Below are 13481 nucleotides of genomic sequence, written 5' to 3' on the forward strand. Positions count from 1 at the left end.
CGAATATATTAAGACGGCGAAACAAACAGCGAGAGTTAAGTCTTTCGTTGAATGAATCGTCATCTTGGGTATTTGATTGTATCAAAGGCTGCGTCGCCATATCAAAAGGGGCGGTGCAGTCGTCGCACAAACACACTTGTTGTTTTAGTGGCTTAGGCTGCTGAAATGATAGGGTCAAGCGACTAAGTGCATCTGGTGGATGCCTTGGCGATCACAGGCGATGAAGGACGTGTAAGCCTGCGAAAAGCGCGGGGGAGCTGGCAATAGAGCTTTGATCCCGCGATATCCGAATGGGGAAACCCGGCCCTTAGGGGTCATCCCTGACTGAATACATAGGTCAGAGGAAGCGAACTCAGCGAACTGAAACATCTAAGTAGCTGAAGGAAAAGAAATCAACCGAGATTCCGTAAGTAGTGGCGAGCGAACGCGGAACAGCCTGTATGTGATAGAGATTGCGTTAGTGGAAGGTTCATGGAAAGGACCGCCGTAGTGGGTGATAGCCCCGTACACGAAAACGCATTCTTGGTACTAAGCATACGAGAAGTAGGGCGGGACACGCGAAATCCTGTCTGAATATGGGGGGACCATCCTCCAAGGCTAAATACTCGTGATCGACCGATAGTGAACCAGTACCGTGAGGGAAAGGCGAAAAGAACCCCGGGAGGGGAGTGAAATAGAACCTGAAACCGGATGCATACAAACAGTGGGAGCGGACTTGTTCCGTGACTGCGTACCTTTTGTATAATGGGTCAGCGACTTACGTTCAGTAGCAAGCTTAACCGAATAGGGGAGGCGTAGGGAAACCGAGTCCGAATAGGGCGCTTTAGTTGCTGGGCGTAGACCCGAAACCGAGTGATCTATCCATGGCCAGGATGAAGGTGCGGTAACACGCACTGGAGGTCCGAACCCACTAGTGTTGCAAAACTAGGGGATGAGCTGTGGATAGGGGTGAAAGGCTAAACAAACTCGGAGATAGCTGGTTCTCCCCGAAAACTATTTAGGTAGTGCCTCATGTATCACTTCCGGGGGTAAAGCACTGTTATGGCTAGGGGGTCATTGCGATTTACCAAACCATGGCAAACTCTGAATACCGGAAAGTGCAAGCATGGGAGACAGACGGTGGGTGCTAACGTCCATCGTCAAGAGGGAAACAACCCAGACCGCCAGCTAAGGTCCCAAATGATCAGTTAAGTGGTAAACGAAGTGGGAAGGCATAGACAGCCAGGATGTTGGCTTAGAAGCAGCCATCATTTAAAGAAAGCGTAATAGCTCACTGGTCGAGTCGTCCTGCGCGGAAGATGTAACGGGGCTCAAACTGATAACCGAAGCTGCGGATGGGCGCGTAAGCGTCCGTGGTAGGGGAGCGTTCTGTAGGTCTGTGAAGGTGTCTCGTAAGGGATGCTGGAGATATCAGAAGTGCGAATGCTGACATGAGTAGCGATAAAGCGGGTGAAAAGCCCGCTCGCCGAAAGCCCAAGGTTTCCTACGCAACGTTCATCGGCGTAGGGTGAGTCGGCCCCTAAGGCGAGGCTGAAAAGCGTAGTCGATGGGAAACGGGTTAAAATTCCCGTACTTTTGTGCAGTGCGATGTGGGGACGGAGAAGGTTAGGTCAGCAGACTGTTGGAATAGTCTGTTCAAGCCGGTAGGCGTGAAGAGTAGGCAAATCCGCTCTTCTTTAACGCCGAGACGTGATAACGAGGGTCTACGGACCTGAAGTGACTGATACCACGCTTCCAGGAAAAGCCACTAAGCTTCAGCTGCACAAGAACCGTACCGCAAACCGACACAGGTGGGCAGGATGAGAATTCTAAGGCGCTTGAGAGAACTCAGGAGAAGGAACTCGGCAAATTGATACCGTAACTTCGGGAGAAGGTATGCCTGTTGAGGTGTAGGACTTCGCGTCCGAAGCTTTGACAGGTCGCAGAGAATCGGTGGCTGCGACTGTTTAACAAAAACACAGCACTGTGCCAACACGAAAGTGGACGTATACGGTGTGACGCCTGCCCGGTGCTGGAAGGTTAAGTGATGGGGTGCAAGCTCTTGATCGAAGCCCCAGTAAACGGCGGCCGTAACTATAACGGTCCTAAGGTAGCGAAATTCCTTGTCGGGTAAGTTCCGACCCGCACGAATGGCGTAACGATGGCCACACTGTCTCCTCCTGAGACTCAGCGAAGTTGAAGTGTTTGTGAAGATGCAATCTACCCGCTGCTAGACGGAAAGACCCCGTGAACCTTTACTGTAGCTTTGCATTGGACTTTGAAGTGGTTTGTGTAGGATAGGTGGGAGGCTTTGAAGCCAGGACGCTAGTTCTGGTGGAGCCGACCTTGAAATACCACCCTGACCCCTTTGAGGTTCTAACCTTGGTCCGTGATCCGGATTGGGGACAGTGCATGGTAGGCAGTTTGACTGGGGCGGTCTCCTCCCAAAGTGTAACGGAGGAGTTCGAAGGTTACCTAGGTACGGTCGGAAATCGTGCTGATAGTGCAATGGCAAAAGGTAGCTTAACTGCGAGACCGACAAGTCGAGCAGGTGCGAAAGCAGGACATAGTGATCCGGTGGTTCTGAATGGAAGGGCCATCGCTCAACGGATAAAAGGTACTCCGGGGATAACAGGCTGATACCGCCCAAGAGTTCACATCGACGGCGGTGTTTGGCACCTCGATGTCGGCTCATCACATCCTGGGGCTGTAGCCGGTCCCAAGGGTATGGCTGTTCGCCATTTAAAGTGGTACGTGAGCTGGGTTCAAAACGTCGTGAGACAGTTTGGTCCCTATCTGCAGTGGGCGTTGGAAGTTTGACGGGGGCTGCTCCTAGTACGAGAGGACCGGAGTGGACGAACCTCTGGTGTACCGGTTGTCACGCCAGTGGCATCGCCGGGTAGCTAAGTTCGGAAGAGATAACCGCTGAAAGCATCTAAGCGGGAAACTTGCCTGAAGATGAGACTTCCCTGGAGGCTTGACCTCCCTGAAGAGTCGTTCGAGACCAGGACGTTGATAGGTCGGGTGTGGAAGCGCTGTGAGGCGTGAAGCTAACCGATACTAATTGCTCGTGAGGCTTGATCCTATCATTTGAGTGGCTTGGGAAACTGAGACACAAGAGAGTGGATGTGCGACGTACGTCAAATACCGAATATATGCGAATCTGTCTGAGAGACGGGTTCGGGCTTCTTTAAGTTTGTACAGTTTATGTCTGGTGGCCATAGCGAGGTGGTCCCACGCCTTCCCATCCCGAACAGGACCGTGAAACGCCTTAGCGCCGATGATAGTGTGGCATTCGCCATGTGAAAGTAGGACACCGCCAGACGCCCCATACAGAACCCCAGCTCGATGAGCTGGGGTTTCTGCGTTTCTGCCCCGCCCCGCGGGGCTTTGCCGTTTCCGGCCCGGTCATGTGCCTCACCGCTTTGGCGGGACGAGGGGGAGAGAGCCTGGTTCGATGGAATGGCCCTGTCAGTGCCTATGCATGTCTCACTTTGTTCTCAACCCCATCCGTTCGGCTGGGGTTTTTTACATTGCCAGCTAGCCGTATCATGCGTTCATTGCCGGAGAAAAATATGCCTGATCAATTGAGAGTGGGTCTGATGGGTTTTGGCTATGCGGGTGCGACGTTTCATGCGCCGCTCCTGTCGGCGACGCCTGGCATCAAGCTGGCCGCGGTGGCATCCAGCAGGGCCGAGCTGGTTCGCAGCGCATTGCCGGCCGCGCAGGTTTTTCCATCTCCTGAGGCGTTGTTGACAGGGAGCGAGGTGGATCTGGTGGTGATCGCCACCCCGAACGATAGTCATTTCGCCCTGGCCAGCGCCGCGCTGGCGGCGGGAAAGCATGTCGTGGTGGACAAACCGTTTACGGTGAGGGCGGTGGAGGCTCGCGGGTTGGCGCTCCAGGCCGAGCAGGCCGGGTTGTTATTGTCGGTATTCCACAATCGGCGTTGGGACGCGGATTTTCTCGCGGTGCGGCAGCTGTTGGCTGATGGGGTGCTGGGGAGGGTAACGCATTTTGAGTCCCATTTTGACCGTTATCGGCCGCATGTGCGGCAACGCTGGCGAGAGTCGGCGCAGGCGGGCGCGGGCTTGTGGTATGACCTGGGGCCGCACTTGCTGGACCAGGCGGTGCAGCTGTGGGGCTTGCCAGAGGCGATTTCTCTGGAGCTGGCCGCTTTGCGCGATGGGGCCCAGGCGGATGACTGGTTCCATGCCCAGTTGCGTTATGCCGACAAGCGGGTGATTTTGCATGCCAGCGCCTTGGCGGCGGATGCCGGGCCGCGTTTCATCATCCACGGCACCGCGGGCAGCTATGCCAAATATGGTTTGGATACGCAGGAGGATGCGTTGAAGGCAGGCGATCGGCCTGGACAGGCGGGATGGGGAGGGGACCCGCGGCCGGGGCGCTTGCTGCTCGCGGGGAGCGAGGCTGTCGAAAGGCCGGCTGGCGCCGGCGACTACATGCGGTATTACGCCGGGGTGCGCGACGCCATTCTGCTTGGGGCTGCCAATCCGGTTGACGCTTGGGAGGCATGGCGGGTGATGGTGTTGCTGGAACTTGGCTGCGACAGCGCTGCCCAACAGTGCTGGAAGGCCGTCGCGCCTTCCCTGGCTTAGCCTTTGCGTTTTTCCCTGCCGCGCTCTTCCGTTGCGGGTGCGGCTTGTTGCGAGGGGGCGATTTCGGTCAGCAGTTGCTCCAGCAACTTGCTGCGCGCGCTGATGTGATGATCGAAACGCCAGTCTTTCAACAGGTCGATAGCGACTTCGAAGTAGCGCATATCGATATCGTACAGCTGGCTCAAATCGAAGGAGCGGCCCATTTCCAGGGCGGCCGCCAATTCCTTGAGCACCTGCATTTGCTGAGGATCGTGCCCTTCCTCCAGGAAGCGGCGGATTTTCTTGGCGGCGTTCATGTTTTGTCCTGTGGTTGATGTGGCGTGGATGTTCGCGCCATGGCCATGATGAGGCGGGGCGAGGGCCGGAGTCAACACGGCAAGCTATGCGGGCGCGTTGGCGGGGGGAAGCCTAGCAGTTTTGCGTATTGAGATGGAGTCAGCCGCGGAATATGTTGAATCATCTAGCTTGAATCACCCGTTCGGCATATTTTGCCATTCTGTGTGTTTTCCAAGGAGTCCTCTCTATGAAGCCGCATGAAGTGCGTAGCCGTGCCTTCGCCATGCCCCTTACCAGCCCGGCCTACCCGCCGGGACCGTACCGGTTTTACAACCGCGAGTATATGGTCATCACTTACCGCACCGATCCCGATGCGATCCAGGCGGTATTGCCGGAGCCGTTGCAGGCGGATGGCGATATCGTCAAATATGAGTTCATCCGGATGCCGGACTCCACCGGCTTCGGCGATTATTCGGAAAGCGGACAGGTGATTCCGGTCACGTTCCGCGGCGTGCGCGGCAGTTATTCCCATGCGATGTTTCTTGATGATCAGCCGCCGCTGGCTGGAGGACGCGAGTTATGGGGGTTTCCCAAGAAAGCGGGCCGGCCGAAGCTGGAGGTTTGCGGCGACACCCTGATCGGCAGCCTGGATTTCGGCCCCCTGCGCATCGCCACCGGCACCATGGGCTACAAATACCAGCAGCTCGACCAGGTGGCGCTGGAGGCCAGCCTGGCTGAACCCAATTTCCTGTTGAAGATCATTCCGCACGTCGACGGCACGCCGCGGATCTGCGAATTGGTGCGCTACCATACCAGCAATGTGGTGATAAAAGGCGCTTGGAGCGCGCCGGCTTCCCTGGAGCTGCATCCCCACGCGCTGGCGCCGGTGGCGGACTTGCCGGTATTGGAGGTGCTGTCGGCGCGGCATTTCATCTGCGATCTGACGCTGGACCTGGGATCGGTGGTGTATGACTATTTGCAGCAGTGAAGGAGCGGGCTGCTAAACAAAATGCGAACAATCGCTAACATTTAGATACAGACGACTGCCGGCGCAAGCCTTATGCTCGGGCTTCAATTTTCAAGCGGGTGTATGAAATGAAGCCAAGCATTCTGATACTGGCCGCCGGTCTGGCCTTGTCCGCCTCCGCGGCGTTTGCCGACACCGCGACCAATACCATCGTCGGCGGCGCCCTGGGCGGCGCGGCTGGCGCTGCAATCGGCCATTCGGTGGGTGGGCGCGACGGCGCCATCATTGGCGGGGCGATAGGCGGCGGCGCCGGAGCGGCCATCGGCAACGGTTATGGCAAGTCGGGCAGCCGCGAAGCGCGCGGCGACGGCCGCTATCGCTGCCGGCACAAGCATCGCCATCATCGTTGCCGCTAAGTCCTTATCCGGCAGAAAGCGTCCGCTGCGCGGGCGCTTTTTTCATGGGCGCAAAGCGGCGCGCTGCCGCTTAAACCACTGCGGCCTGTTACAGCCGCGGCGCGCGGCGGCAGGGGTGCAATCATGCGCATCCGCGCATGTTGCCGTGGGGGCAACGCTTATCCCGTCCCGCCGATTTGCCGCCTGATCGGCGGCATGGCAGCAAAGAAGCGGTCAGAGATCCTGCGGCGGCAGATGCGCTTCGCGCCCAATGGAAAAACGGCCTTCGCGAGCGAAGGCCGTTTGCATTGCCGACACGAGGGCCGGATCAGAACCAGAAGTAGCGATGCAGCGCCGCGTCCAGGTTGGCGACGTCGGGCGCGCCGACGCCGGTGGCCTGATCGTAGCCGCGATGCGCGTTGTAGCCCCAGTTGCCGCCGGCGGTGATGTCGCGCAGCGGCGCGCCGTGGTGGCCGGAGCCGTGGTAGGCGTGGCCGGTCGCCAGCAGGCTGTACAGCGAGAAGTTGAGCAGGCCCAGGCGGCCGCCCATCGACTGGTTGAGCAGCGCGGTGATGCCGGCCAGTTGCGGCGCGACGAAGCTGGTGCCGCCGCTGTTGCTCTGGATGGAGAAGCCGGTCTTGTCGGAGGTGTAGTACACCACGTAGCCGGTTTCCGGGTCGCCGTTCATCGAGATGTCAGGCAGGTTGCGGCCCTTGAAGTTGGCCGGGATGCTGCCTATCACCTGCGGCGGGGTCTGGCTGGTATCCACCAGTTGCTGGCCGGCCGGGGTGTTCTGCATGCCAGGAATCCAGTTCTGGTAGAACGGGCGGCTGATGAAGCCGCTGACGCCGCCGCCATCGCCCACCGGGAAGATGCCGCACGCTACTTGGTCTTTGCCCAGCGCCTTGCACAGGCCGCTCAGGTAGTCCCATCCCCAGGCGCGCTCGCTGGAGATCTTCACCTTCATTTCCTTGCCGTTGGGGTGGAAGGTGAGGGTGGTGGGCACGGTGGTGGCGCCGGCGGCGGTGATGAATTGCTGGTTGGCCGGGCTGTCCACCGACAATACCTTGTTGTATTGCGGCAGCGGCGCGGCGCGGTTGACATCGTAGGCGCCGGAGTCGCCGGACGCCGCGAACAGGGTTTGGCCTTGCAGCGCGGCCTGCAGGAACAGGTCGTGGTAGGCCTGCAGCACATTGGTGGTCTTGCCGTTCACCGGGTCCACCGCTTGGCTTTGCTGGTCGAACCATTCCCATTCGCCCCAGCTTACCGATACGGTGTCGGCGGCATTGCTTTCAATCGCCTGCGCGAAAGCGTCGACGAAGCCTTGGGTGGTGTTGGGCGCCTGGTAGACGATGATCTTGGCGTCCGGCGCGATGCCGCCGGACTGTTCGACGTCCAGCGTGGTCTCGTCGGAACCGCCGGCATCGCTGGGCGCGCCCGGGCCGCCGTCGATGTTGACTACGCTCAGGCGGTTGGGGTCGGTGCTGAGGCCGACTGCGCTCCAGTACTGGAAGGCGTCGGATGGGGTGAAGCTGGCCAGGGTGACGATGCCGATGGTGCTGCCCTTGCCATGGATGCCCTTGTTGTAGAGCGGGGTGATGTCGTAGTGGCGCGCCAGGTCGGTCACGGTCCACTGGCCGGGGGCGTTGCCGCTGGTGACGGCGCTGGCGCCCTTGCTCAGCGACGGTTGCAGGTGGTTGGGAACCTGGCGCAGGTGCGGGCGGAAGTGCGGGCGGCTGTCCAGGCCGATGACGGCCTGCACGTCGCTCAGGTCGACCTTGGGCGTGCCGGCGCGCACCGGGGCGATGTAGCGGGCGGTGCCCTGCACGGCGGTCTTGTTCTGGAATACGTGGACTTCTGCGCCGAAGGCTTGCTGCACGGTGGCGGCCGGGCCGCTGACTTGCAGCAGGGTGCTGCCTATGCGCTTCACGGTCAGGCCGGCGGCTTGCAAGCGGGCGCTGACGCGGTTGACGGTGGCGTCGTTGGGCGCGAAGCGGGAGCGAAATTCGGCCGGGGTCAGGAATTTGTGGTAGTTGGCGTCCGCCGGGCTGTGAACGGCCTGCAGATAACGGGTGGCGGCATCACGGTCGCGCAGGTTGAGCGCTACGGTCACGGTCAAGGTTTTGGATGGCGCGGCTTGTTCCACCTTGCCCAGATCGAGGGCGGCGGCGGCCATCGCGCTGGAAGAAACCGCTGCCGCCAGGGCGGCGACCACCATTTTTATTTTGAAGGCATTTGCCATGTTTCTAGTTCTCCTTTGAGGGTCCGGACCGCTTGCCGCCGGCGCGGCGGATGGCGGCCCTATCCGGCGGCTTTCGCCGTTTGCGCGGCTTGTTTTGATGAGTGCCGGATATCCAGTTTGAATAAACTGGCGGGACCAGTATAAGAACGGCGAATTGTGACAAGTTGAGTGTTTTTGTAACATTCTGTGTGACAAATTTGTCAGTAAATTATTGCTAAGTTGTTGATCTCAATATTAAATTGATTGTGCTTTCATTCTATTTTGCGGTTGGTTTGATGCATTTTGCCTGATGAAAGGGCTTGCAAGGCTGGTCCAGCCTTGCTGGCGTTTTATGCGATTGGGTTTTGTTGGCTACCGATGATGTTGGACGGTGAAGTCATGGCGACTGCAGTACAATTCAGATAGAGCTTGTTAGCTGTTGCGATGTCCGGCGGCGTATAAGAACCGGAATCGCGACAGATCGCGTCTGAAATGGCGACTAAGAAGGAATCAAGTGGAAGAAGGGGTTGGAGGAGGCATGCTGATTGACCGTTTTGGTCGAGCCATCGAGTACCTGCGGCTGTCGGTGACCGACCGCTGCGACTTGCGCTGCAACTATTGTCTGCCCAAGGGTTTCAAGGGTTTCGAGGAGCCGGCCAACTGGCTGACTTTCGACGAGATCGAGCGAGTGGTCGCCGTATTCGCCCGGCTGGGCACCCGCCGCGTGCGCCTGACCGGCGGCGAACCGCTGCTCAGACGCAATCTGCCGCAACTGGCGGCCAGGCTGTCTGCCCTGCCCGGGCTGGAGGATTTGTCGCTGACCACCAATGGCACCCAGCTGCGGCGCCACGCTCTGGAGTTGAAGCAGGCCGGCGTGCGCCGGCTGAACCTCAGCCTGGATTCCCTGCGCCGCGACTGCGTCGAACGGATTACCGGCCGCGACAGCCTGCCGCGCGTGCTGGATGGCCTGATGGCGGCCAAGGAGGCCGGTTTCGCGCCGATCAAGATCAATATGGTGGCGATGCGCGGGGTCAACGAGCAGGACATCGAGTCTATGGTGGCCTTCTGCATCGAGCATGGCCTGGTATTGCGGCTGATCGAGGCGATGCCGATGGGCGATACCGGCCGCGCCGCGCAATATCTGGATCTGCAGCCGGTGCTGCAACGGCTGAGCCGGCAGTTTGGCTTATCGGCGCAGGCCGTCTCCTTGGGCGGCGGTCCGGCCCGCTACTGGAGCAGCGCCGACGGCGCTTTCTCGCTGGGCGTGATCACCCCGATCTCGCAACACTTCTGCGCCACCTGCAACCGCGTGCGCCTGTCGGTGGACGGCACGTTGTACATGTGTTTGGGGCAGGAGGAAAAAATGGAGCTGCGGCCACTGTTGCGCGCCGGCATAGACGATGCCGGCCTGGAGGCGGCGATTCGGCAGGCGATAGAGCTGAAGCCGGAGCGCCATGAGTTTCGCGAGCAGCCACAGAAGCTGGTGCGCTTCATGTCGATGACCGGCGGCTGAGGGGCTGCCGTCTCAGCGCTCCAGTATGGCGCGGCGGTGGCGGCGGAACACCCACTTTTCCCACATCAGGTGGGTGTCCAGGTCGAACGATCCGCTGATGTCGGCCACCAGCAGATGGCGCTGCGGCGATTGGCTATCGCACTGGATCACGCGGCCGTTCAGGCATAGGCTGAGCGCCGAGTCCGGGTTGGGGTAGAGCGAGATCAGCAGCGCTTGGCCCGGCGCCCAGGCCCGGCTGTCGCACCAGGCCACCGCGCTCAGGCCCAGGCGGCAGGGCGTGCAGGCGGGGCGGTCGGGGTGGCGCTCCAGCAGGGAGACTTCCAGCGCCAGGTCCAGCTTGGCCTCCAGCCGCAGCAGCACGGGGTTGCTGTCATCGGGCGTTTCTCCCGGCGCGGCCAGCACGCGCAGCGCCAGCCGGGTTTCTCTTTGCAGTCGCGGCGAATAGTCGCCTTCGCGCTCCTGGACTTGAAACGGCAGGTCGGCGTCGAAACTGACGGTGTCCAGTTGCGGAAGGTCCGGCGCTTTGGCGTCTTGCATGTCCGTCGCTCAGAGAAATAGCTGCAGAATGGCGTCCAGGCCGCCGCGTTCGATCGCGATGTCGGCCTCGGCGCTGACCATGGGTTTGGCGTGATAGGCGATGCCGACGCCGGCCTCCCGCAGCATAGGCAGGTCGTTGGCGCCGTCGCCGACCGCCAACACCTGGTCGGCCCGCAGCTGCAGCGCGTCGCGGGTCGCCATCAGCAGCCGCTGCTTGGCGGCGGCGTCGATGATGTCGCCGGTCAAGCGGCCGGTCAGGCGGCCGTCGACGATCTCCAGCTGGTTGGCGTAGGCGTAGTCGAGGCCGTAGTCGGCCTTCAGCCTGTCGGTGAAATAGGTGAAGCCGCCCGACACCAGCAGGGTCTTGATCCCCAGGCCGCGGCAGGCGGCCAGCAGCGCCTCGGCGCCGGGATTCAGCCGCAGCCGCTCGCGGTATACCTGTTCCAGCGCCGACTCCGGCAGGCCCGCCAGCAGCGCCACCCTTTCCTTCAGCGCGGCGCCGAAGTCGAGTTCGCCGCGCATCGCCCGCTCGGTGATTTCCGCCACTTGCGGTTTGAGGCCCTTGATGTCGGCGATTTCATCGATGCATTCGATGTTGATCAGTGTGGAGTCCATGTCGGACACCAGCAGGCCGAAGTCGCCCAAGCGCTTGTCGCTGTCGACGTAGGCAGCGTCGTAGCCGTGGCGCCGGCACTGTTCGATCGCTTGCCGGCGGTGTTCCGGCAGGACTGCGCGGATGCGCGCGGCTCCCTCGCCGACGGTAGGCTGGCCGCCGGCCAGGCGGGCGATGTCGGCGAGATGTTGCGGGTCCGGTTGCGGGGCGAGGACTACCAGGGTTTTCTGTGCGCTCATGGTGCGGTCGGCATGGGAAGGATTGGCTTTATTATGCCACGTCTTGCGCCGTTTACCGCCTGGCCGGCGGGTTTTGTCAGCCTTCTGCGCCGCCGCGTTTTTGCAGCCGCCATTGCACCAACCGGTCCAAGGACAGCAGTCCGGGGCCGAAAGCCAGCAGCACCAGGATCTGCGCGCCCCAGAAATAGTGGAACTGGCGCGTGGCCTCGGTCAGGTCAGGGTAGCTGATGACGGCGACGGCGTTGAGAATGAACAGTCCGGCGGCGGCGAAGCGGCCGCCCAGTCCCGCCGCCAGCAGCGAGGACAGGCCCAGCTCGCCGCAGGTGGCCATCACCGCGGCGACGGCGGGCGGCAGCAGCGGCACGTGGTATTCGTCGCTGAACAGGGCCAGCGTCACGTCCCAGTCGGCGATCTTGGTCAGGCCGGAGCTGAAGAACACATTGGCGATCCATAGCCGCAACAGCAGCAGCACCAGGGGTTGCAGCAGGTTGGCGCAGCGGATCAGCAGCTGGTAGCCGCAAACCGGCGCCTGGATAAGTTTATTCATGCGGGTGCGCCTTGTAGATGGATGGACGAGAGCAGGGCGGGTTGGAACAGGCCGAACAAGGCCGCTTGCAGGTCGAAGTTTTCGTCGGTCTGCAGCGCCGGGGGGATGGCGCGTTCCAACGCCGCCCCGGCGAACAGCGCGGCGTAGAAGGAGTAGCGGGCGGGGTCCAGCGCTTGCGCCTGGACTTCGCCGCGCAGGCGGAACACCAGTGCGTTTTCGGCCGGGCGTTGCAATATGCCTTCCAGCGAGCCGCCGTCGCGGTGGGCGAGCCAGATGCTGAGCGCCGGGCTGTCGGCGGCGCATAGCGCCACGCCGGGCAGCGGCGTGAAAATCAGCTGCTCCCATTGTTCCGGCGCGAAGGCCGCCAGCGCGCCGCTGTCCAGCGCCTCGGCGTCGGCGGCGTAATAGCTGCGGTGCGCGGCCCATTCCAGGCGGGCGACGTCAGCCAGATAGGGCAGCTCGCGGCAGTGCTCGAAGCCGGCGATGAAATCGGAAAACGACGCGCCGTACAGATGCAGATTGCCGCTGTGCGAGGCGTGAGTCTTGACGTACTCCCGCGCTAGGGCGGTGAAAAACTCCTCGCCCACCAGTTGCCGGCAGACCGGGTGGCTGTGGGCCAGCGTGTCGATCAGGCCGACACGGTAGTTGTTGCGGTAGACCGCCAGCCCGTCGGCGCGCAGGCCCAGTTCGGCGGCAGGCGCGGGCTGGGCCGGATCGGCGATGGCTTCCAGCAGCGCGCTTTGCCAGTCATGCCAGTTCATGTCGGGCCTCCAGCAGCGCCTGGGCCTTGGCGGCCTCGGCCTCCAACACCGCCAGCGGCGGTATGTCCAGATCCCACTCTATCAGCGTCGGCCGCGGGCCGATCTGGCGGATCACTTCGCGGAACAGCTGCCAGACGCCTTCGTGCACCGGCTGGCTGTGGGTGTCCACCAGCATGCCTTCGCGCTCGCTGTAGCCGGCGAGATGGATTTCGCCTATCGCTTCGGCCGGCAGCGCGGACAGCACGGCGCGGGTGTCTGTGCCCAGATTGATGCGGTTGACGTAGAGGTTGTTGACGTCCAGAAGGATGCCGCAGCCGGTGAGACGCACCAGCTCGGCCAGGAATTCGCCCTCGTTCATTTCATTGCCGGGAAATTCGACGTAGCTGGACAGGTTTTCCAGCAGGATGGGGCGGCGCAGCGCGTCCTGGGTTTCCATGACGTGGCCGGCGACGGCGTCGAGGGCGGCCCGGGTGTAGGGTACCGGCAGCAAATCGTTCACATAGCGCGACGGCGAATGATTGAAAGACAGATGTTCGGAAACGGAGGCCGGGGACAGCTCGTCCACCAAGCGCTTCAACGAGGCCAGATGACCGGCGTCGGGGCGCGGACAGGAGCCCAGGCCCAGGCCTACGCCGTGCAGGGACAGCGGCCAGTTTTCGGCCACGCGCCGCAGCATGGCGAGCGGGGTGCCGCCGTCGAAGAAATTTTCGCTGTGCACCTCTACCCAGCCAAGGGGCGGCAGGGTTTCCAGTGCTTCGCGGTAATGCGGGGCGCGCAGGCCTATGCCGCAGACATTGGGCAGGGGGGGCATCGA

At 61.5% G+C, this 13481-nt stretch carries 11 protein-coding genes and 2 rRNA genes; 6 read left to right on the forward strand and 7 right to left on the reverse strand.

Features of this window, described 5'->3' with window-relative positions; genetic code table 11:
* The first annotated feature begins 172 nt into the window (after positions 1-172).
* From U6115_RS06765 to U6115_RS06775, 3 genes are all read left to right on the forward strand, one after another.
* A 23S ribosomal RNA gene (locus U6115_RS06765) occupies positions 173-3064 on the forward strand.
* A 125-nt stretch (positions 3065-3189) separates the two neighbouring features.
* Positions 3190-3304 (forward strand): 5S ribosomal RNA (gene rrf, locus U6115_RS06770).
* A 250-nt stretch (positions 3305-3554) separates the two neighbouring features.
* Positions 3555-4598 carry an oxidoreductase gene (locus tag U6115_RS06775; protein WP_043580794.1) on the forward strand — a complete coding sequence of 348 codons (1044 nt, stop codon included), beginning with the start codon at positions 3555-3557 and terminating at the stop codon, positions 4596-4598.
* On the opposite strand, the gene U6115_RS06780 is transcribed toward U6115_RS06775, so the two are convergent.
* Positions 4595-4894, reverse strand: coding sequence for a hypothetical protein (locus tag U6115_RS06780; RefSeq protein WP_181243169.1), 300 nt, complete (start codon positions 4892-4894; stop codon positions 4595-4597). The two genes, U6115_RS06775 and U6115_RS06780, sit on opposite strands and share 4 nt — an antisense overlap.
* A gap of 227 nt (positions 4895-5121) precedes the next feature.
* Between U6115_RS06780 and U6115_RS06785 the strand changes: the two genes are divergently transcribed.
* Entirely contained in the window at positions 5122-5862 is a 741-nt protein-coding gene (locus tag U6115_RS06785) for an acetoacetate decarboxylase (protein ID WP_043580792.1), read from the forward strand.
* A gap of 107 nt (positions 5863-5969) precedes the next feature.
* Positions 5970-6257 (forward strand): glycine zipper domain-containing protein, encoded by a 288-nt coding sequence (locus U6115_RS06790; RefSeq protein WP_047238753.1) that lies wholly within the window; start codon positions 5970-5972, stop codon positions 6255-6257.
* A 307-nt stretch (positions 6258-6564) separates the two neighbouring features.
* Here the strand turns inward: U6115_RS06790 and U6115_RS06795 are convergent, their stop codons facing one another.
* Complete coding sequence (locus tag U6115_RS06795; protein WP_043580790.1) at positions 6565-8478, reverse strand: S53 family peptidase; 1914 nt, start codon at positions 8476-8478, stop codon at positions 6565-6567.
* Positions 8479-8995: 517 nt separating this feature from the next.
* Between U6115_RS06795 and moaA the strand changes: the two genes are divergently transcribed.
* Positions 8996-9970 carry a GTP 3',8-cyclase MoaA gene (moaA, locus tag U6115_RS06800; RefSeq protein WP_043580788.1) on the forward strand — a complete coding sequence of 325 codons (975 nt, stop codon included), beginning with the start codon at positions 8996-8998 and terminating at the stop codon, positions 9968-9970.
* A 12-nt stretch (positions 9971-9982) separates the two neighbouring features.
* Here the strand turns inward: moaA and U6115_RS06805 are convergent, their stop codons facing one another.
* The 5 genes from U6115_RS06805 to bufB form a co-directional block, all read right to left on the reverse strand.
* Complete coding sequence (locus U6115_RS06805; protein ID WP_043580785.1) at positions 9983-10507, reverse strand: hypothetical protein; 525 nt, start codon at positions 10505-10507, stop codon at positions 9983-9985.
* 9 nt (positions 10508-10516) lie between these two features.
* Positions 10517-11359 (reverse strand): phosphoserine phosphatase SerB, encoded by an 843-nt coding sequence (serB, locus tag U6115_RS06810; protein WP_043580783.1) that lies wholly within the window; start codon positions 11357-11359, stop codon positions 10517-10519.
* 76 nt (positions 11360-11435) lie between these two features.
* On the reverse strand, positions 11436-11906 hold the full coding sequence (locus tag U6115_RS06815) for a DoxX family protein (RefSeq protein ID WP_043580781.1): 471 nt from the start codon (positions 11904-11906) through the stop codon (positions 11436-11438).
* Entirely contained in the window at positions 11903-12667 is a 765-nt protein-coding gene (locus U6115_RS06820) for an HvfC/BufC N-terminal domain-containing protein (protein ID WP_043580779.1), read from the reverse strand. Before U6115_RS06820 ends, U6115_RS06815 begins: the two co-directional genes overlap by 4 nt.
* Positions 12654-13478 carry an MNIO family bufferin maturase gene (bufB, locus tag U6115_RS06825; RefSeq protein ID WP_043580777.1) on the reverse strand — a complete coding sequence of 275 codons (825 nt, stop codon included), beginning with the start codon at positions 13476-13478 and terminating at the stop codon, positions 12654-12656. The genes U6115_RS06820 and bufB overlap by 14 nt, the downstream gene beginning before the upstream one ends.
* Between the last annotated feature and the right edge of the window lie 3 nt (positions 13479-13481).

This window comes from Chromobacterium subtsugae (assembly GCF_035919665.1).
GTDB lineage: Bacteria > Pseudomonadota > Gammaproteobacteria > Burkholderiales > Chromobacteriaceae > Chromobacterium > Chromobacterium subtsugae.

Excerpts from the sequence above, each read along its gene's own strand:
- U6115_RS06775 (WP_043580794.1), top strand. The coding sequence starts at position 3,555 with ATGCCTGATCAATTGAGAGTGGGTCTGATGGGTTTTGGCTATGCGGGT.
- U6115_RS06815 (WP_043580781.1), bottom strand. The coding sequence starts at position 11,906 with ATGAATAAACTTATCCAGGCGCCGGTTTGCGGCTACCAGCTGCTGATC.
- U6115_RS06805 (WP_043580785.1), bottom strand. The coding sequence starts at position 10,507 with ATGCAAGACGCCAAAGCGCCGGACCTTCCGCAACTGGACACCGTCAGT.
- U6115_RS06780 (WP_181243169.1), bottom strand. The coding sequence starts at position 4,894 with ATGAACGCCGCCAAGAAAATCCGCCGCTTCCTGGAGGAAGGGCACGAT.
- U6115_RS06790 (WP_047238753.1), top strand. The coding sequence starts at position 5,970 with ATGAAGCCAAGCATTCTGATACTGGCCGCCGGTCTGGCCTTGTCCGCC.
- U6115_RS06795 (WP_043580790.1), bottom strand. The coding sequence starts at position 8,478 with ATGGCAAATGCCTTCAAAATAAAAATGGTGGTCGCCGCCCTGGCGGCA.
- moaA (WP_043580788.1), top strand. The coding sequence starts at position 8,996 with ATGCTGATTGACCGTTTTGGTCGAGCCATCGAGTACCTGCGGCTGTCG.
- U6115_RS06820 (WP_043580779.1), bottom strand. The coding sequence starts at position 12,667 with ATGAACTGGCATGACTGGCAAAGCGCGCTGCTGGAAGCCATCGCCGAT.
- U6115_RS06785 (WP_043580792.1), top strand. The coding sequence starts at position 5,122 with ATGAAGCCGCATGAAGTGCGTAGCCGTGCCTTCGCCATGCCCCTTACC.
- bufB (WP_043580777.1), bottom strand. The coding sequence starts at position 13,478 with ATGCCCCCCCTGCCCAATGTCTGCGGCATAGGCCTGCGCGCCCCGCAT.
- serB (WP_043580783.1), bottom strand. The coding sequence starts at position 11,359 with ATGAGCGCACAGAAAACCCTGGTAGTCCTCGCCCCGCAACCGGACCCG.